Genomic DNA, 24,463 nt, shown 5'->3' with positions numbered 1-24,463 from the left:
GGCAATATTTTTAACCATAAATAAACCACTGAATAATTGTTTGCGTATATCGAAACCATCCAAATCCAGCTTACAAAAGCAAAAAAATCCCATCGGCAACCTCAGGCGAGAGAAAAAGAATTAATCGTCGCCCGCTCCGGACTTGATTTGAAGAAAGAAAAAACACAGCGGGAAATTGCAAAGGAATTTACCGGAGTAGTGTCCGAACCTGAGAAGCGGGCGCTGATGAAGATGTGAGTTTTACCGGGCGAAGAAGGAGAAGCGGAAGAAGGCGAAGGGGGAAGTGATTGTCAGAGGCTAAGGTTAAAAATCCGCCCCTTTTTTTAGATTGAAATGACCATTTTTTCAATTTATTGACCATAAACTCAGATCCTCTAAATAGAGAGGATCTGATAAAAATGTTTATTCAACTCTTGATCGATTCAAAGTTCAAAATATTTGAAAGCATGTTCAATGCTTAAATCTCTGCTTGATTTTGATAATATCTTACAACCAAAAGAGTCGATCCTTGAGAACTTCAAAGTTGGTTCGAAATAAAAAATGTCCTACACATCAACGTCTAGGGGTTTTAATCCTATTGTTTCAAGATCTAGTCCTTTTTTATTGTAACTAAATATGCAGATGTTGTGCATCATCACAGTCCAAAGGAAGTCCCCCTTTAAAAATGATATGATGTTTCTTCATGTTAGGCGGCACATGGTAATGCAGTTTGTAAGGTCCTTCTGTTTTAACCGGACAATAATCCAATCTAAAAATTGGCTTTCCACTAGATTTAAAACGAACCTGAAATAATTATGCCACCGCCAACAGAACCATCAATCGTATATTTGCTTGGAACTTTCAAACATTTCTTTGTATGCACACTTTTTTCTTTCCCAACTATACCCTCTTACCTATGACTTGATGGTGTTCACTGACATCCCGTGCTTTTCAAGCCCCTTGTATTTCATTCCTTTAACATAATCTCTTGGTGTTTGTATGTGCTTTTAAGTTATCTACATTCACACGCTATCTCTTTCTGAGTTGTGTTACTTTGAACCCGCTTTACAGAGAACATAAAAAGCACTCCGAAAAGTGCTAAACTTTTGAAATAATTTTATTAACTAACTCATCGTAAGAAGCACTACACTCTTTAATGTATCTGTGATGATCTCCAATTATTCCATCTTTACTAGTAAGTTCAAAAATTGGTTTAAGTGCAGTTTGTGCTAAAGGTATCAATGAATTGTAATTTTTCACTTGACCTATTTTTAACTCCTCTTCAACCTTTTCGATGTCTAAGGGCAAATCTTTCTTCGCTAAAGGAGCTCGGGATTTCGCGGAGCAACATGCCCCGGATTGAAAAGCGCGCGTTAATGAAGATATTTCATGGTTTTTTCCGGGCGGAGAAGGAAGAAAGCCTAGAGAAAGTGATCTCGCAGAAGCCGGCCTAACAATCCGGCGTCTATTTCATTAAGCTTTCAATTAAAGCGAAACTTATGCAGCTAAGGTATTGAAACATCTATTTTTCAACAAAAAAAGCCTATGAAGCGATAAGACATTTCATAAGCTTTTTCCATTTTAGAATTATGATATAAACGGTTCTTCATTTTTAAGAATGGCGTCTATGGCATTTAAGACACCTTCCTCGTTATTGGATTGTGTTATATATCGGGAAGCATCTTTAATCATTTTCTGGGCATTCTCCATTGCGATTCCATACTGAACAGTGGAAATCATCTCCAGGTCGTTTCCGCTGTCTCCAAATGCAGCTGACTCATAATTACGAATGCCCCACCGCTTTTGAAGGATTTTAATCCCGCTTGCTTTATGAAGGCCGGGTATAATCAAATCGATGTCGCCGTGTCCGCTTGATACGGGAGTAACGAGAGAACCGATTGACTTTTTCAAGCCGCGTAAAAGTCCTGAAACATCCTTCGTGGAAAAGCTTGTGGCGAACTTGAATATTTTATCATTCAGATTTTCGAAATGAGGCACTTTTTGCAGTTTATGATAATATTTACGAGCATGCTTATATGCATCGTCGCGAACATCTTCATGTATATAAGCACTTTTTTTTCCGCAAACAATTAGATTTGTGTATTCATACTTTTCTATAACATCAATAACTTTTTTTATCGTTTCTTTAGACATTTCGCCTGAGAATATTTCTTTTCCCGAATCTATTACGTAAGCACCGTTCTCAGCAACGAAAGCTATTTCATTTTTAATTGATGGAAAAAAGGATTTAAGCTGATCATATTGATTGCCGCTTGCAACCACAAATTTTATTCCCCGTGCTTTTAATTCATGATATTGTTTCATAAAACGATCATTGTTATATTTCATGTCATCGTCCAAAAATGTTCCATCCATATCAACCGCTATTAGTTTTATGCTCACTTTTTCCTCCTTATCAGCTGAACATAAAGTGAACGCCCAATTTAACCAACTGCTCCCCCCTTATGCTTCTATTTTTTTAAAAAACCTTGGCAAATGCTCTTTATGCGCTTCAAGCATTTCATCTAAAATTGCTTTGCCGATTTTATCAGAAGGGACAAGCGGATTGATCGTCATCGCCAGCAAAGCTGTATCATAGCTTCCTGTTACAGCGGCTTCGGCGCCTACTCGTTCAAATGACTTGATTTGCTGAACGAGTCCCCGGACTGCAACTGGCAGATCACCATGAACGATTGGCCTTGGACCTTCCTTTGTAATCACACAGCTTACTTCAACCGCAGAGTCATCCGGAATACTTGCAATCGCTCCATTGTTGATTGTGTTAACCGGCTGAATATCACGTTTATCGTTATAGATAGACGAAATGAGACGAACGGCTGCGTCGCTGTAATACGCACCGCCGCGCTCCTCTAATTGAGGCGGTTTAACGGCCAGGTCGGGATCTTTGTACAGCTCGAATAATTCCTCTTCAAGCTTCTGAACGACTTCAGCTCTCGTTGTTCCCTTTTTAAAGTTCTCCAATTCTTTTTGCAGCATTTCATCTGTCTTATAATAGTACATATGATATGGACAGGTTAATACATTTAAGGCCCGAATAAATTCCGGCTCCCAGCCTTGCCCTTCGATGTTTTTTACAAAACTGCTGTTCTCCGGATCTGATAACAGCTCCATCACTTTCTCTTTTACACTGACTCCGTCGACGTATACATCCAATCCATATACCATATGATTGAGACCGGCGAAATCAATGCGAACCCGTGAATGATCAACATCCAAAAGCTTGGCGATCCCCATCTCAATTCCGATTGGAACATTGCACAAGCCGACGATTTTCTTATGGTCAGTGTAGCGAAGGACAGCTTCGGTCACCATTCCGGCAGGATTTGTAAAGTTGATTAACCAGGCATCCGGACATAACTCTTTCATATCTTTTACAATATCCAATATAACCGGAATGGTACGCAGTCCCTTAAACAATCCGCCCGGTCCGTTTGTTTCTTGGCCTAAAACCCCGTGACTTAAAGGTATTCTTTCATCCTTTGCACGGGCATCAAGCAGCCCTACGCGAAACTGAGTCGTAACAAAATCGGCATTGTGTAAAGCTGATCTCCTGTCAAGCGTTAAATGAATTTCAATTGGAAGACCGGCTTTTTCAATCATTCTTTTCGCAAGGTTTCCGACGATTTCTAATTTTTCTTTTCCCGCTTCAATATCTACCAGCCATAATTCTCGAACCGGCAATTCATCGTACCGTTTGATAAACCCTTCTACTAATTCAGGAGTATAACTCGATCCCCCGCCTATCGTGACAATTTTAATTCCTTGTGTCATCCTCTTTACACCTCCGGGTAATTTAGCAAAAGTACTTATGGATCAATTGTATCTGCAGATGAGCAAGCCGGTAAATAAGCCGGTAACATGTTGTTTTTAATCACACAAGAAGTCATTTGTTGCACATATGTAACACTATGTTTCTTAGGAAGCAGGTATGCTAAGATGAAGTTAGCAAAAAGGGTCAAGGGAAGGAGAGCCCCGCATACATGTTTACCCATGAGATCATCGCTTCGTTTAATGAACTGGAAACTTCTTTATATAATTACATTTGTCAAAATGGCGAGAAAGTCGTCTATATGCGAATCCGCGAATTGGCAGATGAAACGCACGTATCAACAGCCTCCATTCTGCGTTTCTGTAAAAAACTAAATTGTGAGGGTTTTTCGGAATTTAAAGTAAAGCTTAAAATGCAGTTAGAAAAAGATAAAAAGACGGTATTGAAGAGTTCCCAACATTCAATAGCCGAGTTTTTTGAGAGAACGTTAAAAGGAGACATTGAAGAAAAGATTGCGGAGGCCGCGCTTCTAATTACCAAAGCGGAGAGTGTCATTTTTATCGGCGTAGGAAGCTCAGGTATTCTTGCTGAGTACGGAGCAAGGTACTTCTCATGTTTAGGCAAATTTTCAATGTATATTAAAGATCCTTACTTTCCGACACATTCCCAATTCCGCCGCAATAGCATCACGATTGCTTTATCCGTCTCAGGTGAAGGCCATTCTACAGTCACTCATCTTCATCAGCTCAAGCAAGAAGGAAGTAAAGTGATCAGTATTACAAATCATAAGCACTCCACCATTGCCAGAATATCCGACATTAATATCTCGTATTACGTGACGGAAGAGTGGTTTGAAAATGCTAATATTACTACGCAAATCCCCGTTATGTATATTTTGGAATCAATGGCTCGTGAAATACATAGGCTTAGTAATAAACAATCGAATTGATACCTTTGGCCTGATCTAGTATCTACTTGTGATCGACCTTAAACATTCCTTAAGTTACAGTAGATATTTCATTAGCTTTACCAGGCGGAGAAGCGGAAGAAGGGGAAATGAAGAAGAAGCCGGTCCATAAGTTCCGGCTTCCCTTTTATTTCACCAGGCCCTCAACCTAGCTATTGCAATTGATTTGACTTACACCAATTCAATTTATTTTTATTTATTCTGGGCAGTTCATGAGCTCTTTCAGCAAGAGCTTTGCTGAAACAGAGCCCTTTATACCGTTTGATTTTTTGACGCGCCCAGACCGAATATGAACAGCAGAATGCTGACCATAAGCAACAGTAATATTGGGAGGTTCCATCTTGCCGTGACATCATGGAGCAATCCAAACAAGGTCGGTCCTGTTGCAGCCAGCAAATATCCGACAGATTGGGACATACCAGATAAAGAAGCCGCATCGGTGGCATCTTTCGTCCGCAAGCTTAAAAAGATCATAGCCAAACTGAACGCACATCCCCCAGCAATTCCGAGTAAAATTGTCCATAACAAAATAAGTGCATTATCGCCGAAATAAAGGCCACCTAATGAAACAAAAAACAGGATAGTCATGATGACAACCAGCAAACGCTGGTTCTTCATGCGTCCCGCAACGATTGGTACGATGAATGATACGGGAAGCGAAGCGAATTGAAACAACGATAGCATCCAGCCAGCGCTGTCTTCATTCAAGCCCCGGCTTGTCATGACTTCAGGTAACCAAGCGATCAATACATAGAAAAGCAAAGACTGCAATCCCATAAAAAGTGTAATTATCCATGCCAACGGTGAACGCCACAGACTTCGCCGCGTCGACGCACCGCTAGTTGTTATTCCGGCTGACGCGTGACTCGCCCGCGCTTTAGGAAACCAGAATAGTGCGGCTATCAGAGCGAGCAGACCCCAGATTCCAAGTGCGCCATTCCAGCCAAAACCGAGATTGCGGGCAAGCGGGACGCTTACACCGGAGGCTATCGCCCCGCATAAATTCATCGATACTGAATACAGTCCTGTCATCAAACCGACATTATGAGAAAAATCCCGTTTAACCAGACCTGGAATTAGCACGTTGCACACCGCAATCGCAAGCCCAAGCAAAACAGTGCCTGCAAACAAAGGAACTGTTGCGGACAGAGAGCGGACAGCGATACCTATCATGAGCAGAACCAATGCATAAAGTATGATCCGTTCCATCCCGAAGCGGCGCGCCAAGATAGGTGCGAAGGGGGAAAGAAGCGAGAAAGCAAGCAACGGCAATGTCGTGAGCAAGCCTGCCGCAGTATTTGATAATCCAAGGGACTCGCGAATCGAACCTACCAGTGGGCCTACCGATGTCAGCGGTGACCGCATCGTCAGTGAAATAAGGACAATGCCTATGATGATCGGCAAACTCAATGAGAACGAAAGCTTTGCCTCAGTTGGCTTTGTACCACTTTGTACGCTCATAGCCGCTCCCCCTCTTCACCGGCAATAACATCCTTCGATTCCCCGATATAGCGATGAACTGCTTCCACGGCACGAGCAGCGTTTTGACCAACAATCGCTTCGACCAGTTGACGGTGCATTTCCAAGAAATCCGCATCTACTTCATAACGGGTCAGGCTTGTGATCGAATCTTGTAACGCTTCGGCGATATGGCTGTATATTTCAATCAATATTTCATTATGAGATGCCTTGACAATATTTTGATGCAGATCAATATCGGCCGCTACAAAGCTATCAATGTCACCGAGTTCTGCCGCTGCCTCGCAGCGTTCCAGCAGAAGAAGAAGGTCGCGCGCCTCGTCATCGGTTCTGCGTTGTGCAGCAAGATGAGCTCCCTCTCGTTCGAGTGCATATCGAACTTCTAATGTTTGCAGCGTATCTGATCGCAAAATGCGTTTTTTCAACACGGCTCCCAAGGCACTTGAAGAGCAGACATAAGTTCCGTCACCTTGTTTCGTCTTCAAGAGTCCCGCATGTATCAATGCCCGAATTGCTTCCCTTAATGTATTGCGGCTAACATTCAACTCGTTCATCAACTCCGGCTCGGCAGGAATGCGCATCCCGACACCCCACTTACCAGATTCGATCATACTTTCTATTTGTAGTGCGACTTGCTCAACCAGCGTCTGCCGGTTTGTTTTCTGAAGCATGTGTCTATCCTCCTGTAATGCATTTATCAAACATAGGATGTTTGGTTATTTGGAATTTTATCATGCCTATGAAATTAAGACAACAAAAGCAACTTAATAATAGGATTAATGAAGATGAATTTTAACTTGCAATTTTCCCAAAACAAAAACAGATAGTCTGCAAATGGAAATTTAAATACCTTTTGGAGGGTAAAATGAATTGAACCTTAGAAATATAAAAAGACCGCAAAGCCTTCTTAAAGAGAAGCGTTGCAGTCTTTTGGTCTCTTTTTTGCTTCGTATAAGTCAATGGAGTTCCAGCGGAGGCCGCTGCAGATGCATTCATTGATTGGATTCCTCTACTCTATGCAGAGAAACCTGAATGTTTCAATCAGTTTTGGGATAAAAAACGTGTTGACGCTCCTCTGCTTGACTATTTAATATTCGATAGCTGGCCCCTCCAATATGAAGCGGAACATCCAATTTCTCTAAATTCGGCATACCATTTTTTAAGAAAAGCTCTTGATCTTGATATCTCTGTAAAACTTCCCCCGCAATCCACTCTTGATCTCCCAAAGTGGAAATACTGTGTACTTTACACTCATAAGCGAAATACGCATCAGTTAAAATCGGTATCTCAGCTTTTAGTCCTTCTTCGTATTGAATATGAAATGCTTCAAACTTATTTAAATCTCTGCCGCTATGGGTGCCTAATGCTTGAATGAGTTCCGAATATCTCCCCGGAAGAAAATTCACACCGAAAACGCCGCTTTTCTCAATCAATTTGTAAGTATATGTCTCTTTATTTATCGATATCCCATACATTCCGGGAGAAGATCCAATATAGGTATGCCACCCGGAGGCCATGGCGTTTTTTTCGCCTTTATATTGGGCCGTAACGACAGCTACCATTCCAGGGTAAGCGTACCAAATGGGTTCATCTATCGGTGCTCTCATCTCCATCGCTCCTTTTGTTTTAGATTCATTAAATTTGAGAGGCACACATCTAAGTCGCCAGGTACTTCTTCAGATGAACCATTCGTTTAGAATTTAATAAATGGGCTTCCAGCAGGCTTTTTGGCATGAGTAACTGAAGCGTCTTATTTTCTGCCATTTTTATACATCCTCCCTTTCGAATATTCATCAGAACGATGCATAAATCATAAACCCTATAGCAACTATAGGGTCAAGGGAATTGTTATTTTTTCCGCACTCTAAATTCTGTGAGGAAGTCTTCTTCTTTTAATGAGTTATAGCTGTTTGGAAAAGAAACTTGATATACTTTTCCATCCGTTTGAATACCATGTGATTCAATAAAATGGTACAGTTTTTGATAGTATGAAAAATAATTTGTTGCCGTGCAATCAAATGAAATACATATATATTCGCCGGATGGGATTGTATCTATCCTCATGTTTTGTTCCCCTGTATCTATCTTTACTCCATCATAAATCGTCGTATAAACGCTGTTGCAATAAATGTCACCGGAATCTTTATAAGGCTTTAAATCATAAATCAGTCCATAATAGTTATCAACGATATCTCCTCTTTCTTCAAGAACTTCAGCCAATTTTCGGTAATACAAATCTGATTGGTCATGAGGATTCACTTGAGGTGCCCCTGCTTTTAAAATGGTTTGGCTTCCTATATGTCGAACATAAACCAGACCTTCTTCTTTTTTAGTGCGGATCTCCAATTGTTCATTAAGCTGGTTCTTTCTTCTTTGAAGCAATTGCCTGGATCGTTCGAGTTTTTCCATCTCACGCTCAATCACGCTTTCTTGCTCCTCAAGAAAGGCTTGCATCATTTCGGGGGTACATGTATGTGAAATCATGCGCTTAATTTCTCCCAACGGCGTTTTAATAGATTTGAGATATTTTATAATATCTAAATAAAAGAACTGTTTAACATGGTAATATCGATAGCCGTTATCCCGGTCTGTACATTGAGGCTTGAAAATTCCGATCTTATCATAATAGCGTAATGTTTGAATGGAAATGTTATTTAGACGGGCTGTTTCCCCGATTGAAAAATATTCCTTCATCAATTTCATCCTTTCTTTTTTGCTAGTTCCAAGAATTCTTTCTTCGACTATACTATGACCTTCAACTGAACGATCTTGAGAAAAACCTGTTTAAGACGATCTTCTTTTTTCGTTCTTTGTTCAACATATCCACCAAGAAATGATCTTTCCTGTCTCATAACGATTGCTCGTTAAGCAGGCACAAAAGAGAACAGCCATATCCTAATAAGGATGTGGCTGTTTTCATCGTTGGTGCTGGCTGGTTTAGTTGTATCTTATTAAGTAAGTGATGTATCTAGATGAACGGCTAAAAAAAGGTTAAATTTTTTAAAAATATGTATATTTTCTTGGGATTATCATTTCATGTGGCACAATTGACTCACACAAATAAAAATAAAGGGGGGAAATTTGGCTTTATATTATGTGCTCTATTTCTTTTGTCTAAAAACAGAGTCCCAAAACCAATAAATTAAAGCCAAAAGAAAACTAAAAAGGTATAGTTTATACGAAACAAAAGCAGTCAGAGCGTAATTAGTCAATAAGGCTAAAATTCCACAAACGACAAGAGAGACTATAAAGTAAGTTAGCAAATACCATCCATGATATTTTTTGGGTTTGCGATTTAGAAAGATTTGTATTGGTGTAGCAAAGATTAAATAAGCAACAAACATAAACAAACTTATCGCTCTAAAAGACGAAAAACCAAACCCTTCTAAAAACATCAACGTGTAGACAATTGCCGCTGATACAACCGAAAAGGCAACTGTACATAAATAACGAATAATCCCACCAAAAATCCGCATTAGTTAAAACTCCTTTTCTTTTGTAAACAATTTTTCAAAGATCGGTGGAATTCCCGTCAGAAAGTTTTTTGTTCTACCCTTCTTGTAATTCTGTTTCTTTGTTTACGTTCAATGCCTAGAGGTTATGCGAAAGAGATACCTGATATTGAAACAAAAGTAAAAAATGGACATGTTACATTAAAGGTAAACGAAAACGGAGACGAATACAAGTTTTTCAAAAATGGAGTACCAGTTTATGAAGGTGATTTTAATGAATACAGTGATGATGTGTCAACAATTGGAGATAAATATAAAATAGGGATCTTTCAAAAGGAAGAGTTAAAGAAGGTGGTTACTCTAAACGTCACCAATGGCTTAGGAGAAAAAGCTTTAAATTCATCTGAAGAATCATATGCTGAAGATTTAATGGCTTATCAAATTCAAAACGGTCACTTAAATGTTATAGCTGATGCTGCGTTCAGCTTTCATGGGATGAACTTCCTACAAAGACGGAGTATATGAAGTTTATAAGGTTTGGACTTAATTTCAAAAAAGAAAAACACAAAAAGAAATTGCAAAGGAACTGGGGATCTCACGCAATTATGTTTCCAGGATTGAAAAACGCGATTTAATGAAGATGTTCCATGAGTTTTATCGAGAAGAAAAGGAAAGGGTTAAGAAAGAAAAACAAGCAGAAAAGAATTTAGCCCTTCAATCATGAAGGGCTAATCATCTTAAAAAGTTGTTTTGGCTACATCTTTGCTTGCCATATAATCATTATTCGATGACTCATAGTCATCTTTTTCACCTTCGATAATCCAGCTTTTTTTCTCTTCATCGTATTGTAATGTTACGATTTCTTCATCGAAATTTTCTTCAAGCTCTGAATCCATAAATTCATAAACCTCTCTCGATTTCAGATGAAATTCCACAGGAATATGGATCAACTGTTTTCCCCCGCTGCCGTTTTCGTAAGTCACCTTAGAAAAGTCAATGCGAGTACCCAAAGCTTTTCCTTCATAGTAATTTTCTTTGTCATAATTCTTAATCACATCTATGTAGCTTTTCTTCAAACTGTCTGAAACATCTTTGAGCTTATTTGCATCTTTTTTCACTTTAGCTTCATTTCTATCCTTAGCAAAATCATTGATCTGCGATTTTAATTTTTCTCTCATATCATCGTTGACTATTGGATTAGGTGTAAGGTTATATTCTTCCGTAATGTCTGATTGAACTGTGACTGCCTCGCTTTTTCCTTCTCCCCATGGAAATTCAGCTACTCCTTGGAGCTTAATTCCGTCTTTTACGGGGCCAAACTCCGTATTTTCGGAAATAGACTCTCCTGATTCTTTCCCATCAACAAGTACCTTTGTATTCGGAATGTCAGAGTTTACAGAAACCGTATCACCGCTAAAATTAAGGCTGGCGGTTTTCTCAAATTTATCAGGATCAAAAAGCGTCACTTCCGTTTTATCATCAACCGTTGTATAATCATACTTTTTGCTGCCTTTAATGGTATATACCCCTGGTCCAAAAACACCTAGCTCCTTGGAATCCTTACCTTGCATATCAATTGTTTCACCGTTAAAAGTAACATTAGCTCCTTTAGCTGCATGTACTTCTAATTTATAACCACGGGCCTTTAAAACGTATTTTTCGCCCCCAAAAATCCCTTTCTCCTTTGTGATATAAAAAGGACCAATATTAGATATACTTTCCCCAGGATATTGCTGTGAAATTAAATTATTGGCTTTTCCATCTGACTCATAGTAACTGGCCTGTGCATTCAATAGCATGATTTGATCTTTATAATCAGACTCATCATCTTTTAAATACTTGATTATACTTTCGGCTTCCCTTTCTTCCCACTTCGTTCCATTGTCAACTTTAACAAGTTTCAATAATCCCTTAGCATCTTCTTGTTTAATTTTTTCTTCAAATTCTTTTGCGAGATCTGAAGGTTCAGGGGATCTCCCTAAAATAAATAAAATGATTGCAAGGATTGCCACAATTGGCACTCCAATAAATAAAAATTTCTTTTTCATAAAATCCTCCTTGTTTATGCTATTACATACTATTCTATCATTAAAAAAAGGTAATTTACCCTTTTTTCCTCCAAAAAATCCTTTAATTCTATAAACACAAAGGCCCAGCTTTTTAAGCTGGGCTACACAACATCCTATAAGCTCTTTTTTATTCCACACCTTCTACATTCACGTAAAAACACTCCGTTTTAAAATAAATTTATGATTATTAAAACAAGAACACAAGTCAACAAATATTAATAAAATAAAATAGATGAAAACAATTGTTATTCACCAATAAAAAATAACTCCTTTTTAGGGAGTTGTTTTACTCTCTCTCCTTTAGCTAATATCTTAAGCTTTTGTCTTATCAAAACGATAAAGTACAGGTTGCAAAATATATAAACAAAACACAATCCAAATAAAAAGAGAGAACCACTTTACTATTGAATTCCATCCGCTCCAAAAAGACATAAAATAAAGTATTGGCAAAATAAAAATTAAACCAAAAAGCAATTTTGAAGCTGTTGTTTCCTTTAGTGGACTTTTACATTTGGGGCAAGTTGGCGTTTTTGTTCTAATAAGCTTATATTTTTCTCTAAAAGTAAACGGTTTCCTGCATATCGGACATTTGCTCATTTTCCCGCTCCTTAACAGGGCTTACTTTGTAAAAACCAGCTTGAGCTTTGTTGTTTACTTTGTTTTTTCTTATAGTACCAAGTGGACTTATGCTTATATTTATATTGTTTGTAACACATGCTTCCATCTTTCACAGGCTTCGAAGTTCTATATTGCTTGATTTTTACCTTTATTAATTTATCAAGTGTCTCTCCTAGAGCCAATGAAGTTAGGGTTAAAACTGTTTGTTTTACTCTGCTTGCAGGAACCCTGCTCCATATACTTGTCAAAGAAATTGCCGCTCCAACTAAAGTACCTGCCGGAACGTTATTTGTTACAGTCCCCATGTATACTTCTTTGTATGCTGACAAGCCCATTTCAAATTCTTTCTTTGATTCTAATATTACACCGTTTAATAAGGTCATGCCCGTTGCAGGGTTATATTGAATATGAGTCGTATGTTTATTTTCCGTAACGATGGCTTCAACGATTCCATTTTCATGGTATGTTGTTTCCAGTGTAAAGTGCATCTGCCCAGCTTTTACAATTTCCCTTGTCTTTTTCCCTGAGTAATATAGATCGTCAATGGCAGTTTTATGTTCTACAAACCCTTTAGCCGAGACAAAGTCATATGGAGTCACAAAAGAACCACCTGCAAAAAGGGAGTACTATTGAAACATACATTTTCTTTTTCACACTTCTCCCCCTTGAAAATCCAAATAATTACTTTAGATTTTATAAAAAGGGGTTATTTTGCACAACACTTTTGTCAATACCAATTTCCTAAAGTCGATAAAACGCTTTTTGTATACCAGAGGAATGTATCGACATCTTGGACGGAAAAAAGTCATCGTCGGCCGTTTCGGCCATGATCGGAAGACAGAGAAAACGCGAAGAAGCGGGGCTGTGGAAATGTTTCAAAGATTTGATCGGACGGAGAAGGAAAAGCGGAAATAATATCAGTCAGAGGCCGGGAGTAAGACAATATCGGCCTCTTGACTCTTTATTCCATGCGCTTGAGCAGAAATTTTCTTTCATTAAAATCCGCTGCAAGGGGTTGAAATGGCAAGACCGTCTTTCTGCCATTGGACAATGCCGCCGCTCAAACTCAAAACTTGTTTGAAACCGCCGTTAGCTTGCAGGATGCTGGCCCCTATTGCAGATCGGGCTCCGGAATGGCATTGCACAAGGATCGGACAGTCTTTTCTAATGTCATCCAGACGTTCTTGAAGCGTTCCCAACATGATGTGTTGTGCATTCGGAATATGACCTTCCTGCCATTCAGTCAGATTGCGAACATCAAGCACGTGCACGAATCCGTCATCGACTAATTTTGCGATTTCAGGTGGTGTAATCTCCGCGTACGATTCAAGTGAAAAAGCACCGCTTGCCAGGATTTTGTCCCGATCTATAAACCCTGCCGCATTGTCAATGCCCACAGAGCGCAGCGCTTCCAGGAGTTCGTTCACTTCGGCCGGATTCGTTATGAAGTATACAGGACGAGTGTAGTCGATGAGCCAGCCAGCCCAGTTCGTAAACGCCTTGTTGAATGGAATGTTGATTGTGCCTTTGATATGCCCTTCAGCAAATTCTCGGGAAGAGCGGGTATCCACAATTTGCTCTTTTCCCTGCAAATCTTTCACTTGTTCAATCGAAGTAATCTCTAAAACAGCAGAAAGATCTTTGAGCAATGCAGGACCTTCTTTATTTACTCGTTTCATCACAGCGAAATACTTTGGCGGTTCAGGTTGCCCGTCAAGCAAGGCTTTAACAAATTCTTCTTCATCGGTGTATGCCATTGCCCAGTTAAACATCTTTTCGTAGCCGACAGTCGTAGTTGGAATGGCTCCCAATGCCTTGCCGCAAGCGCTGCCTGCGCCATGAGCCGGCCAAACCTGCAAGTAATCCGGGAGTTGTTTAAACGTTCCGAGGGACTTGAACATCTCTCTTGCTCCCGATTCTGACGTTCCTTTGATTCCCGCCGCTTTTTCGAGCAAATCGGGTCTGCCGATGTCGCCCACAAAGACGAAATCTCCTGTAAAGATGCCGATAGGACGATCCGCATTTCCTCCGCCGTCCGTCAACAGGAAGGAAATGCTTTCCGGGGTATGGCCGGGAGTATGCATAACCTCAAACATCAGGTTTCCGATGGAAAAGCGATCGCCGTCTTTTACAAGTTGATGGTTCAATTCATCGACATATTGGTATTTCCAGTCTGCGTCTCCTTCATCGGAAAGATACAGCTTCGCTTGATGTGTAGCACCGAGTTCGCGAGCGCCGGAAACAAAGTCGGCGTGAATATGGGTTTCTGCGGCCGCTGTGATGTTTAGCCCTTCATCTTCGGCTGCTTGCAAATATGGTTTCAGATTGCGGCCGGGATCAATGACAATTGCCTCCCCTGTTTTTTGGCAGCCAACCAGATAGGATGCATGGGCCAGTTTTTCATCGTAAAAATAGCGCAATAACATGTTGTATTCCCCCTCTTGAAACATTTATCGAAATATATCCTTTTTTGAGTTCGCATCACATCAGTCCTTTTAACATGCCATTCCAATACATGATGGGAAGCAATCTTCTTTTTAACAGGTACATGCTGAATCGTTCCTTGGACTGATCAAATGGAAACGTTTCTTGCGGCACCTTATGATAGTCAAACTCGGCCAGCACGAGTTTGTTGTACCCTGTAACCAAGGGGCACGAGGTATATCCATCGTACTTTGCATCTAATGAAGATCCTTTGATCAAGGACAACAGATTTCGCACCACAACCGGAGCCTGTTTACGAACTGCAGCTCCTGTTTTGGACGTCGGCAGGTTGGCACAGTCACCAATTCCGAAAACATTGGCAAACTTTTTGTGCTGCAGAGTGTACGGATCAACATCGACCCAGCCGCCGGCATCCGCCAATGCGCTTTCTTTGATGAATAGAGGCGCTTTCATCGGCGGCGTCACATGAAGAAGATCATATGCTAATACTTCCTGCTCTCCCGTATCCAAGTTTTCGAACAAGGCTTCTTTTGAATCAGGCCGAATTTCGATTAGATTTCTCTTGTACATCGTTTGGATATCCTTGCGCCGGACGACTTTTTCGAGCGCATTTGCGTATTTGGTGACATCAAAAATGGTTGATTTCGCCGATGCAAAAATCATGTCCGATTGATTGCGAACATTTGACTTGCGAAAATAGTCGTCTGCTAAATACATAATTTTTTGCGGAGCTCCCCCGCATTTCACGGGAGAATCAGGATGAGTGAAAATGGCGGTTCCGCCTTTGAAATTGCGGATATTTTCCCAAGTGCTGTCTACCGTATGATATGAATAGTTGCTGCAAACCCCGTTTTTTCCAACCGCATCTTTCAAGCCTTTGACCCCGTCCCAATCGATTTGCAAACCGGCTGCTGCCACGAGATAATCATAGGAAACGATCGTTCCTTGTTTTGTAAGAAGTGTGTTCTGATTCGGGCGAAACTCTGTTACAGCATCGCCGATCAAGTCTACCCCGGCAGGAATCAGGGAAGCTAAATCGCGCTCGGACTCTTCCTTCTTCGCTGCGCCGCCTCCGACTAATGTCCACAAAGGCTGGTAGTAGTGCTTTGTTTGCGGGTCAATGATGGCAATTTGTCCTTTGAGTTTTTTAGAAGCCCGGACGAGACGGGCGGCGACAGAGATGCCAGCAGTCCCTGCTCCTACAATGACAATGGTATAACGAGCTTGTCTTGCCATAGTCAACCACCTTTTGTTTTAAAAAGTTGCTGTTTGTCTTAAAGATGTGTCTCTCGTTTTTTAAGTTACCATCCATCTTCCTTTTTTTGTATAGGGGAACTCCCCTACTTTTATTTGAGCCCCGTCTTCCCAAGCTGACAAGGTTAAGAGGTAGTATGTTAGAACGTCAGATCGAGATATTTGTTTTTGATCGCATATTGGATTAATTCGTGTTTCGAGTCCAGTTTTAATTTCTGCATCATATTCGTTTTGTGGTTTTCGACGGTTTTGACGCTGATTGAGAGTTTATCGGCAATCTCCTTATTGGCATAACCCAGAACGATGAATCTGAGAATCTCCTTTTCGCGGACAGTTAATACAGAGGGCGGCTTTTTGGACTCTGAATTGAGCCATTGATCAATGATGTCTTGCGATACAGATGTCTTGTAAAAGAGATTGCCCCTGTACACTTCGACAATCGCCTGATAAAGCAACCGATAATGGCTGTTTTTCAAGACGTATCCATGAGCCCCTGCCTCTATCGCTTTTTGGACAAAAATTTCCTCATCATGCATTGTCAAAATCACGATTTTAACAGAAGGATTCAACTTTCGGATTTCACTGCTCGCTGTGAATCCGTCCAACCCGTTCGGCATCGACAAATCCATCAGCACGACATCCGGTTTCAACTGTCCGGTGCTAAGAACGGCTTCGTTGCCATTATTGCTTTCTCCCGCAATCTCAATTCCAGAAAAGCCTTCCAAAAGGACACGGATGCCCTTGCGAATCATCATATGGTCATCGACCAGCAATACCCTGATCACTCTCCCTTCCCCTCCTTGTCCTGTACTTTCACTTTAATCGTCGTGCCTCTCTGAAGTGCAGAGTGAATTCGAAGGCTTCCTTCCATCTGATCGACTCTTTCTTTCATATGTTTGAACCCCAGGCCTTCCTCTGTCAGCCCGCGTTCAAAACCAATGCCATCGTCCTGAATGATCAAAACGAGCTCGCCGTCTTCTTTGTGCAGTATGACTTCAATAAGTGTCGCCTGCGAATATTTCAGGGCATTATGCAGCGCCTCCTGAATAATTCGGTACAAATTGATTTCAAAAATCGGCAGCAAGCGATTGCTGACATTGCTTGAGGCAAACGTAATAGAAACATCCTGATGAGTCTTGTTTAAGCTGGACACAAGGTGCTCGACAGCAGGAATCAGCCCCAGCTGATCGAGACTGTGCGGCCGCAGCTGGAGAGCGTAGAGCTTGACGTCTTGGATCGCCTTTTCCAATTCATCGATGATTTCCTGCATGTACTCTCTAAATGTTTCTTCCTGCTCCATGCGCGATTGAATCGCTTGAATACCTACTGAAACCGAATAAAGCGATTGCCCTACGCCATCGTGCAGTTCCTGGGCCAGCCGCTTGTGTTCGTTTTCCTGAGTTTCTAGCGTTTTTTGCAGAACAAGCTTGGAGATCCGCGCTTCCTCTTCCTTTTTCTTTATCGTTAAATCTTTCAGAACCAAAAGAACTTCCATTTGATCGCCGTTTTCAGAAATGACAGCCGTACTCATCTCCATGTCGACGAATCGTCCTTCATAGGTGGGCATCGAAGAAAGAAAATAAGGAACTTCCCGCTTGGCCAGCAAATAACAACGCGCTTCTCCCGCTTCCAATTTTCTCGTTTGGCAGTAGGAACAATACGGAACCTTGTCCCCTAATTTCCATCCCGTCATCTTCTCTGCGGACGGGTTCATCACCAGAATTCGGCGTTCCTGATCCATCATGATGATTCCATCCTGCAAATGGTCAAAGATCTGCCTTAAATAGCCGCTTTCCATTGACTTTCCTTCTTCTTTAGACCGTTCAAAAAAAGTCGGTTTTTGACACATCATGGCCCCTCCCTCAGCTATCTATTCCTCGTACAACTGATAGACTCTTTTTAGCTTCTGTTCAAGCTGCTCAAAATGAACAAAACGCGCTTCTCTTAGACATTCGGTTCCCTCAATAAACAAAAGAAGCACAGGAACTGTGAAGACTGAAAACCTGCCGGCAACCTCCTCCACTCTATCAGCGTTGATATGCCCTAATTTAATCTTTGGAAAGCGAGTCAACAGTACTCTAAGCTGCGGCAGAACAGCGTGACATACTGTACATTGAGGCCTTGATATATATATAAAACTTAATTTATGACCGGTTATAAACTTCTCAATTGCCACCATTGAAGTCAGCTCTGTAATCTCTTTCATCCAATCCCTCCTTCAAAACGGATCATACAGAAATCCTTAAATACGGAAGATATCAACCCAAATTTTCACTGTTGTAAGCAAAATAACGAATATCAAAATACCTTGAAGAACTTTGACATTCATTTTCTTGCCAATGAAAACACCGATCGGGGATGCAATTAGACTGGCAGCCATTACAATCAAAGCCGGCAAAATGGGCACCTGTCCGAATATAAGCTTTGTGGCTGTTGTTCCAACCGATGAAATAAATGTAACTGCGAGCGATGTTGCGATTGTGATTCGTGTAGGTATTTTTAAAACGACTAACATGAGCGGAACAAGCAGAAAAGCTCCGCCCGCACCGACTATGCCCGAAGTCAAACCGACTGCAAAAGTCATGATTGAGGTTAATATCTTTGGAAAGCGAACGTGATCACTTTGATGAGCTTCTGTTCCTGTCTTTGGAATAAACATCATGATGGCAGCGATAATCGCCAATAATCCGTAAACCAGGTTTATGGCGTCTTCAGAGAAAAAATGTGACCCATAACCACCGATCAGACTGCCGATCAAAATACTTAATCCCATGATGGAGATCAGTTCTTTATTTAAGTAACCGTCTTTCCGGTAAGCCCATACACCGGAAAATGTTGCAACAAAAACCTGGGCTGCGACAATACCTGAAACCTGGTGAGCATTAAAACCTGTAAACCCTAATAACACAGGAATATATAATAATAGAGGGTAATTAATTATTGCCCCGCCGACACCAAGCATTCCGGACATAAAAGAGCCAACAAATCCGATGAAAAATATGAGAAGAATAAAAGAGATGTCCACCGGCTTTCCCCCTTTTCTTCAATAAAAAGGGGAATAGTCCCCCCTTTTATCACCTTAACCTTTTTTAAGCCAAAACTTTAGTACACCATCTTCCTCAGTACCTTGAAGCAACTCATGACCGCCTGACTTCGCCCATGCTGTCAGATCACTTTTTGCCCCTTTATCAGTGGCATGTACTTCTAACACTTCTCCGGATTGCAATTCATCCATCGCTTTTTTTGTTTTCACAATTGGCATCGGGCACGCGAATCCTTTAGCATCTATGACTTTATCTGATTTCATGTTTTATCTCTCCCTATCTTCAAATCTATATTCATCCATGAACCGCACAACGGTTTGGTCCAATTTCCATCTCACTTTGTCTGTCAGCATCCGGCATTATTCTGCCCATGTTGGTTTGCCGAATTTCCCGATAGGCATTTGGCTGTGGCGGCAGGTTTTCTGATACAGCACGTCTGAACTCATTTTCATCCAGATTTAAACCGGCATTCTTTTTATATACATCACTCAGCTTAGCTTGAACCTGCCCTTGATCGCCTAATTCACTGACTGTCGAAAAGTGAGCTGGAAGAACAATCAAGTCACCTGATATTTGTTTGTATTTTTCATGCAACGTGTTACGTAAATCCTCTGCCCAGTCCCCGGCTTTTCCAGCCAAGTCTGGCCGGCCGATTGATTCAACAAATAAAATATCTCCTGTTAACAAATAGTGATTATCAACAATTAAAGATGTGCTTCCGATCGTATGGCCCGGTGAGTAGATAGGCTCCACTTTCATGCTTGTGTTTCCTATCGAAACATCATGACCTTCAATTAACGATTCATGCGAAAATCGCACTTCCTCTGCATCTTTTGGCGGCAGGTAGTATGCGGCTCCTGTACGCTCACGCAGTAAACGTGCGCCAGAAATATGATCCGCATGTAAATGTGTATCGACCACATGTTTAATTGTAACGTTTCTCTCTTTTGCAAAATCTATATATGCGTCTACAGTACGAGCAGGGTCCACTACCATTGCTTCTCCGTCAGTCTCAATAAAATAGGATAAACAGCCTTTCCCCATTCTTACGAATTGATAGATCGAGCCTCCTTCTTTCAAGTTTCCGATTTTTACAGGATGTAAAAATTCGCTCCACGCCTTCATGCCGCCTTCAAGCGCAAAAACTCTTTCAAAACCGGCATCCACTAAATGCTGTGCAACCATCTCTGAAGACCCTTGTTTGGCACAAACCACTAAAACATCTTGATCTTTAGGAACTTGGCCTGCAATCTTATCTACACCATCAATTAAATCAAAATACGGAACATTTAAATGCTCAACCCGGCTGCCCTCGATTTTCCAATCACTAAAGGCATCTTTATTTCGTACGTCTAAAATAAAAAACGATTCTTTTCTTAATAGCTTTTCGGTTACTTCTTTTGGTGAAATGATTGTAAAGTCCACTTCTAAACCTCCTTAGATTGTTAGCATCTCATTGGCATCATGTTGCAATGGTCGCAACTTTTGCAGCCGTTCAATTTATTGATCCTTTTTCAATAGGCCCTGACCACTCCTCCATTCCCCGCACCACATTTTCAACGTCTTTAAAGCCGTTAGCTGCAAGCTGTTTAGCTGCCAGATCGCTTCTATTACCTGTACGGCAAACAACGTACATTTTCCCGTCTCTATTCAGTTCATTTGCTCTTTTTTCAAGTTCACCTAATGGGATTGAAATCGCTCCTGGAATATGGCCGAGACGGTATTCTGCAGGTTCCCGAACATCAACGACTGTTATCCGTTCTCCCGCCTCTACCTTTTTTTGAAGTTCTTCATTTTGAATCACATAAGGAAACGTTTTTTCTTTCTTTATTTCCGAGTGACCTGCTTTACGAAGAAAATGCTTTAATATATCTCCGTCTTCTGTCGTCCCGAGATACTGGTGGCCGCTTCCTTTTGCCCATGCCTGTATATCAGCAAGAGACCCTTTATCAGTAGCATGCACTTCAATTACCTGCCCCGGTTCTAACTCATTAATGGCCTTTTTCGTTTTTACAACGGGCATTGGACAAGCAAGCCCCTTTGCATCTAACACGCGGTCAGATTTGATGTTCATCAATCATCCCTCCATACTCATTTTCTGTATCACGGTTCCATTTGATCGCTCCGGCAACCATATTCCTTAAAGCACCGTTTAATTTGGAGACCGTTATATAAATAAATTCACTTTTGCTTCGTTGGCATCCCCGAGATATGCGGCAACTCCTGCATAATCAATACCATCGATAAGTTCTTCTTTTTGCAAGCCTAACAAGTCCATTGTCATTGTACAGGCAACAAGCTTAACTCCTTGTTCTTGGGCCATTTCAATCAGCTGAGGCAGAGACAGCACGCCGTGCTTTTTCATGACATGTTTGATCATTTTAGGCCCGATACCGGCAAAATTCATTTTAGATAATCCGAATTTCTTTGGACCCCGGGGCATTATGAAGCCGAACGCTTTTTCAAGCGGCCCTTTCTTTACTGGCACCGGTTCATCTTTTCTTAAAGCGTTAAGGCCCCAAAATGTATGAAAAATTGTTACCTCATGATCATAAGCAGCGGCGCCATTTGCAATAATAAAAGCGGCAATCGCCTTATCTAAGTCACCGCTAAATAAAACAATGGTCGTTTTTTCTTTTTGGTCTGACATAGATCAACCCTCCTATTTTTATATACTCATACCCGTATGGGTATGTAAAAAATAAAAAAATATAAGCTTCAGCTCTTTATACCCTTAAGGGATTTTATTTTAACCAGGGGGGGTGTACAGAGGCTGTATTATCAACAGCCATCTTAACACTATCTGCTTTTAACCAATAAATTAACGGCTTCTTGAATGAGGTCTTCGGTATCTTCTCCTCTTTCGATTTGAAGGCGAACGCATTTCTCCAAGTTGCTGCTGACAACAACACCAATGGCGCGATCTAATGCGGAACGAACCGCTGACATTTGGCTTACGAGCTCTTTACACTCTTTTCCTTCATCCATCATTTTTAATATCCCTCGAACTTGACCCTCAACTCGTTTGATCCTATTTTTTAATTGATCATCGTATTCCATCAGATTACCTCCCATTTTCTTATGATGATAGCATATCATTTTTATCAACAGTTTCGCGAAACCGTTACTATGCGGATATGAACTGTCCTGCATTTCTGTCATATTCGTTAAGAATCCAGCCTGTGATGACTTTTTGTACAAAACAGCCTATTCTACTGGAATATCACCCGCGCAATACACATACCCCTATGTGTATAATATACTGAACTAATGAGGATAAATCAAATTTTAGGCTCCTGTAAAGAAAGGGAAGTATAATAAGCGATCCTTTAAAACTTGTTATCTATCGAAACCATGATTCGATTTATTTCGCTAAGATTTCTCCTTGAATCTCAATTTTGACACCAGCTTTTTTCAGCAAATTCCCAATGGCGCATCCTTTATCAGCCATTGCAAATAGGCGGTTTGCTGTTTGAATTTGTTCTTCTGTCTTATTCCCGGATAAAACGAAACGAGGGTGATGAATGATTTTAAATTCATCTTCAGAGTTAAGCCCTTCGGAATCAACCGCCACATCAATGACAGGAAGATCCCTTGATTCGATCATAGAGATAAGAACAGATGTAAAACAAGCTGTTGCAGATGCTACAAGAATTTCTTTGGGAGAGGCTCCATTTCCACTACCGCCGAATTCAGCAGGAATCAATGTTTGTATTTAGGAATTCTGTTTTAAGAGAACCGTTCCCATTGACACCATTCTTCCAATCAATCTTAACATTTGTTTTCACAACAAACACTCCTTTTAGTTGACATCGATATATAAAAGAAGCCCCTTAAAAAAGGAGTCTTCTAATAAAAAAGATAAGAAAAAGTTTTACTGTACTTTATATTAAGCATTACCGCTAAGCTGACGGAGAATATCATGCACATCCACATGAGATCTATGCTCAATAATTTTACCGTTAACAATACGTAACAACATCATAAGAGAGAATTTAACGTTTTTTCCCGTTGCAGGAACTCCAGCAAATGGGATACCTGTGTGCTTACCTTCAAATATAAAATAAACGGCTACTAAGTCTCCTTCAGCTACCATCGCTTGAATTGGCATTTTGAAACCTGGGAAAGCATCAAAATTTTTCTTTTCTGATTCAATTAAACCCTCTACACCCGGAAACGGTGTATCTAATTGCGGATAGAATACAAAGTCCTTATGGCAAAAGTCTTTCAAGTCCTCATACTTTTCTTGTTCAATTATTTCAAAGTAACGACGAACCAATTCTTTATTATTTTCAATGGACATCATGAATGCTCGTCTCCTTCATTTAAATATTTCTCTGTTTGAATTTAAAATGAGTATGATTCGCCATCTTCAGGTACTAAAACATGAGAAGAGATTCCTTTTTCATGAATAAAGGATTTTAATTCTTCTTTGGATAATCCCCAATGGTTGACAGCTTCCATGTGGCTCACGATAATTTTTGCATTTGGGGCAGCCTTATGCGTTTCATAGATATCTTCTTTACCCATGATAAGCGAACCGCCTTCATAGAATTGATTATCTCCGCCGTTTACGACAATGATTTCAGGTTGATGTGTATCAATTTCTTCCTGAACCCCCTCATACCATACGGTATCTCCGGCTACATATAACGTTTTCTCGCTTTCGTGTTTGAACACTACGCCGCATACAAGTCCTGCAAGTTTTAAAACCTCTCCTCTTCCGTGTTCGCCTTTGGTTTTGATTAAGTGAATGCCTTCAAAGACTGTATCTTTTGTTAAAACTTCAACATTTTCGAATCCGGCATTTCGTATTTCTTTTGCATCATCTTCATTTTGGGAGAACAACTTGATATCTTTCGGCAATACCTCTTTAGCAGCTTCATCCCAGTGGTCATAATGTAAATGAGTAACAATGACAGCATCAATCTTATTGATAATATTGTCGACAGACGTTGGCAATTCAACTAAAGGGTTGTTTTGATCTTGCCTTGGCGCATTTGGGAATGGAGGATAAGCACCTTTTTCAGCCAACATTGGGTCTATTAAAAACTTTTTGCCTGCATATTCGACAATAAGTGTGGCATTACGAATTTGTTGAATGTTCATGTGTAAAACTCCTTTTCTTTGATATACCTATAGTTTACCTACACTCAATTATCAAATACATGGATTAAATCAAGTCTTTTGGCCGTTTGACTTGAATTTTGAAAGAATGTATTCATGGATGCAAAGCAAGCTTAAATATAGCCTGAATTTTGGGATAATGTTTTTAAATTCTGAACGCGGACAAAAGCGCTAGTGTTAATAGAATTTTTTTAGAACAGTCGTATTGCGATTGGAGAAAGGGACAAGCAGCTGCCTCT

At 40.5% G+C, this 24,463-nt stretch carries 26 protein-coding genes and 2 pseudogenes; 4 read left to right on the top strand and 24 right to left on the bottom strand.

Annotated features, from left to right (window positions below; all coding sequences use genetic code 11):
- Positions 1 to 48 precede the first annotated feature (48 nt).
- Positions 49 to 301: pseudogene (locus M1D90_RS07820) on the top strand (hypothetical protein); the annotation flags it as partial.
- A gap of 121 nt (positions 302 to 422) precedes the next feature.
- Here M1D90_RS07820 and M1D90_RS07815 read toward each other — a convergent pair.
- The 3 genes from M1D90_RS07815 to M1D90_RS07805 form a co-directional block, all read right to left on the bottom strand.
- On the bottom strand, positions 423 to 521 hold the full coding sequence (locus M1D90_RS07815; RefSeq protein ID WP_229128970.1) for a DUF3986 family protein: 99 nt from the start codon (positions 519 to 521) through the stop codon (positions 423 to 425).
- Positions 522 to 1,566: 1,045 nt separating this feature from the next.
- Entirely contained in the window at positions 1,567 to 2,382 is an 816-nt protein-coding gene (locus tag M1D90_RS07810; protein ID WP_026579247.1) for a Cof-type HAD-IIB family hydrolase, read from the bottom strand.
- Positions 2,383 to 2,442: 60 nt separating this feature from the next.
- Complete coding sequence (locus tag M1D90_RS07805) at positions 2,443 to 3,771, bottom strand: 6-phospho-beta-glucosidase (protein ID WP_020452298.1); 1,329 nt, start codon at positions 3,769 to 3,771, stop codon at positions 2,443 to 2,445.
- 209 nt (positions 3,772 to 3,980) lie between these two features.
- Here M1D90_RS07805 and M1D90_RS07800 point away from each other — a divergent pair, with 209 nt between their 5' ends.
- Positions 3,981 to 4,718 (top strand): MurR/RpiR family transcriptional regulator, encoded by a 738-nt coding sequence (locus M1D90_RS07800; protein ID WP_035338395.1) that lies wholly within the window; start codon positions 3,981 to 3,983, stop codon positions 4,716 to 4,718.
- Positions 4,719 to 4,988: 270 nt separating this feature from the next.
- Here the strand turns inward: M1D90_RS07800 and M1D90_RS07795 are convergent, their stop codons facing one another.
- From M1D90_RS07795 to M1D90_RS07775, 5 genes are all read right to left on the bottom strand, one after another.
- Positions 4,989 to 6,197: a CynX/NimT family MFS transporter gene (locus M1D90_RS07795; RefSeq protein WP_145624106.1), complete on the bottom strand. Its 1,209-nt coding sequence runs from the start codon at positions 6,195 to 6,197 to the stop codon at positions 4,989 to 4,991.
- Positions 6,194 to 6,886: a FadR/GntR family transcriptional regulator gene (locus M1D90_RS07790; protein WP_101561114.1), complete on the bottom strand. Its 693-nt coding sequence runs from the start codon at positions 6,884 to 6,886 to the stop codon at positions 6,194 to 6,196. Before M1D90_RS07790 ends, M1D90_RS07795 begins: the two co-directional genes overlap by 4 nt.
- Before the next feature lie 366 nt (positions 6,887 to 7,252).
- Complete coding sequence (locus M1D90_RS07785; protein WP_145624108.1) at positions 7,253 to 7,822, bottom strand: flavin reductase family protein; 570 nt, start codon at positions 7,820 to 7,822, stop codon at positions 7,253 to 7,255.
- 241 nt (positions 7,823 to 8,063) lie between these two features.
- Positions 8,064 to 8,909 carry a MerR family transcriptional regulator gene (locus M1D90_RS07780; protein WP_456283318.1) on the bottom strand — a complete coding sequence of 282 codons (846 nt, stop codon included), beginning with the start codon at positions 8,907 to 8,909 and terminating at the stop codon, positions 8,064 to 8,066.
- A 407-nt stretch (positions 8,910 to 9,316) separates the two neighbouring features.
- On the bottom strand, positions 9,317 to 9,691 hold the full coding sequence (locus M1D90_RS07775) for a UPF0715 family protein (protein WP_026579237.1): 375 nt from the start codon (positions 9,689 to 9,691) through the stop codon (positions 9,317 to 9,319).
- A gap of 111 nt (positions 9,692 to 9,802) precedes the next feature.
- Between M1D90_RS07775 and M1D90_RS07770 the strand changes: the two genes are divergently transcribed.
- Positions 9,803 to 10,192, top strand: a complete 390-nt coding sequence (locus M1D90_RS07770) for a hypothetical protein (RefSeq protein WP_026579236.1) — start codon at positions 9,803 to 9,805, stop codon at positions 10,190 to 10,192.
- Between the two features lie 8 nt (positions 10,193 to 10,200).
- Positions 10,201 to 10,391 (top strand): annotated as a pseudogene (locus tag M1D90_RS07765) (sigma factor-like helix-turn-helix DNA-binding protein); the annotation flags it as partial.
- Positions 10,392 to 10,404: 13 nt separating this feature from the next.
- On the opposite strand, the gene M1D90_RS07760 reads toward M1D90_RS07765, so the two are convergent.
- The 16 genes from M1D90_RS07760 to M1D90_RS07685 all read right to left on the bottom strand — a co-directional run bounded on the left by M1D90_RS07760 (position 10,405) and on the right by M1D90_RS07685 (position 24,206).
- Positions 10,405 to 11,874 carry a TcaA 3rd/4th domain-containing protein gene (locus M1D90_RS07760; RefSeq protein WP_456283316.1) on the bottom strand — a complete coding sequence of 490 codons (1,470 nt, stop codon included), beginning with the start codon at positions 11,872 to 11,874 and terminating at the stop codon, positions 10,405 to 10,407.
- A 470-nt stretch (positions 11,875 to 12,344) separates the two neighbouring features.
- Positions 12,345 to 12,953, bottom strand: coding sequence for a hypothetical protein (locus M1D90_RS07755; protein ID WP_456283314.1), 609 nt, complete (start codon positions 12,951 to 12,953; stop codon positions 12,345 to 12,347).
- Between the two features lie 396 nt (positions 12,954 to 13,349).
- Positions 13,350 to 14,780, bottom strand: a complete 1,431-nt coding sequence (locus M1D90_RS07750) for an MBL fold metallo-hydrolase (RefSeq protein ID WP_214485444.1) — start codon at positions 14,778 to 14,780, stop codon at positions 13,350 to 13,352.
- Positions 14,781 to 14,835: 55 nt separating this feature from the next.
- Entirely contained in the window at positions 14,836 to 16,035 is a 1,200-nt protein-coding gene (locus M1D90_RS07745) for an FAD-dependent oxidoreductase (protein ID WP_456283312.1), read from the bottom strand.
- A gap of 158 nt (positions 16,036 to 16,193) precedes the next feature.
- The gene (locus M1D90_RS07740; RefSeq protein ID WP_105981101.1) at positions 16,194 to 16,838 is read right to left on the bottom strand and encodes a response regulator; all 645 of its coding nucleotides are present in this window, start codon (positions 16,836 to 16,838) and stop codon (positions 16,194 to 16,196) included.
- Positions 16,835 to 17,902 (bottom strand): PAS domain-containing sensor histidine kinase, encoded by a 1,068-nt coding sequence (locus M1D90_RS07735; RefSeq protein ID WP_456283310.1) that lies wholly within the window; start codon positions 17,900 to 17,902, stop codon positions 16,835 to 16,837. The genes M1D90_RS07740 and M1D90_RS07735 overlap by 4 nt, the downstream gene beginning before the upstream one ends.
- Positions 17,903 to 17,923: 21 nt before the next feature.
- A complete protein-coding gene (locus M1D90_RS07730; protein WP_212110679.1) occupies positions 17,924 to 18,259 on the bottom strand; it encodes a thioredoxin family protein in 336 nt (111 codons plus the stop codon).
- A 36-nt stretch (positions 18,260 to 18,295) separates the two neighbouring features.
- Positions 18,296 to 19,078 carry a sulfite exporter TauE/SafE family protein gene (locus M1D90_RS07725; RefSeq protein WP_023855296.1) on the bottom strand — a complete coding sequence of 261 codons (783 nt, stop codon included), beginning with the start codon at positions 19,076 to 19,078 and terminating at the stop codon, positions 18,296 to 18,298.
- A 54-nt stretch (positions 19,079 to 19,132) separates the two neighbouring features.
- Entirely contained in the window at positions 19,133 to 19,360 is a 228-nt protein-coding gene (locus M1D90_RS07720) for a sulfurtransferase TusA family protein (protein ID WP_023855297.1), read from the bottom strand.
- Between the two features lie 31 nt (positions 19,361 to 19,391).
- Positions 19,392 to 20,522, bottom strand: coding sequence for an MBL fold metallo-hydrolase (locus M1D90_RS07715; RefSeq protein ID WP_271725481.1), 1,131 nt, complete (start codon positions 20,520 to 20,522; stop codon positions 19,392 to 19,394).
- Positions 20,523 to 20,592: 70 nt separating this feature from the next.
- Complete coding sequence (locus tag M1D90_RS07710) at positions 20,593 to 21,171, bottom strand: sulfurtransferase TusA family protein (protein ID WP_075213049.1); 579 nt, start codon at positions 21,169 to 21,171, stop codon at positions 20,593 to 20,595.
- Positions 21,172 to 21,264: 93 nt separating this feature from the next.
- Positions 21,265 to 21,747, bottom strand: coding sequence for a DsrE/DsrF/DrsH-like family protein (locus tag M1D90_RS07705; RefSeq protein WP_101561122.1), 483 nt, complete (start codon positions 21,745 to 21,747; stop codon positions 21,265 to 21,267).
- Positions 21,748 to 21,896: 149 nt separating this feature from the next.
- Positions 21,897 to 22,157, bottom strand: a complete 261-nt coding sequence (locus M1D90_RS07700) for a metal-sensitive transcriptional regulator (RefSeq protein WP_009327831.1) — start codon at positions 22,155 to 22,157, stop codon at positions 21,897 to 21,899.
- Between the two features lie 304 nt (positions 22,158 to 22,461).
- Complete coding sequence (locus tag M1D90_RS07695) at positions 22,462 to 22,803, bottom strand: OsmC family protein (protein ID WP_456283307.1); 342 nt, start codon at positions 22,801 to 22,803, stop codon at positions 22,462 to 22,464.
- A gap of 183 nt (positions 22,804 to 22,986) precedes the next feature.
- The gene (locus M1D90_RS07690; RefSeq protein WP_026579231.1) at positions 22,987 to 23,403 is read right to left on the bottom strand and encodes an ester cyclase; all 417 of its coding nucleotides are present in this window, start codon (positions 23,401 to 23,403) and stop codon (positions 22,987 to 22,989) included.
- Positions 23,404 to 23,444: 41 nt separating this feature from the next.
- On the bottom strand, positions 23,445 to 24,206 hold the full coding sequence (locus tag M1D90_RS07685) for an MBL fold metallo-hydrolase (RefSeq protein WP_456283305.1): 762 nt from the start codon (positions 24,204 to 24,206) through the stop codon (positions 23,445 to 23,447).
- Positions 24,207 to 24,463 lie beyond the last annotated feature (257 nt).

Source organism: Bacillus sp. JZ34, from assembly GCF_053903205.1.
The sequence above is the reverse complement of the archived record's forward strand: the minus strand, read 5'-3'. Positions and strand labels throughout refer to the sequence as shown.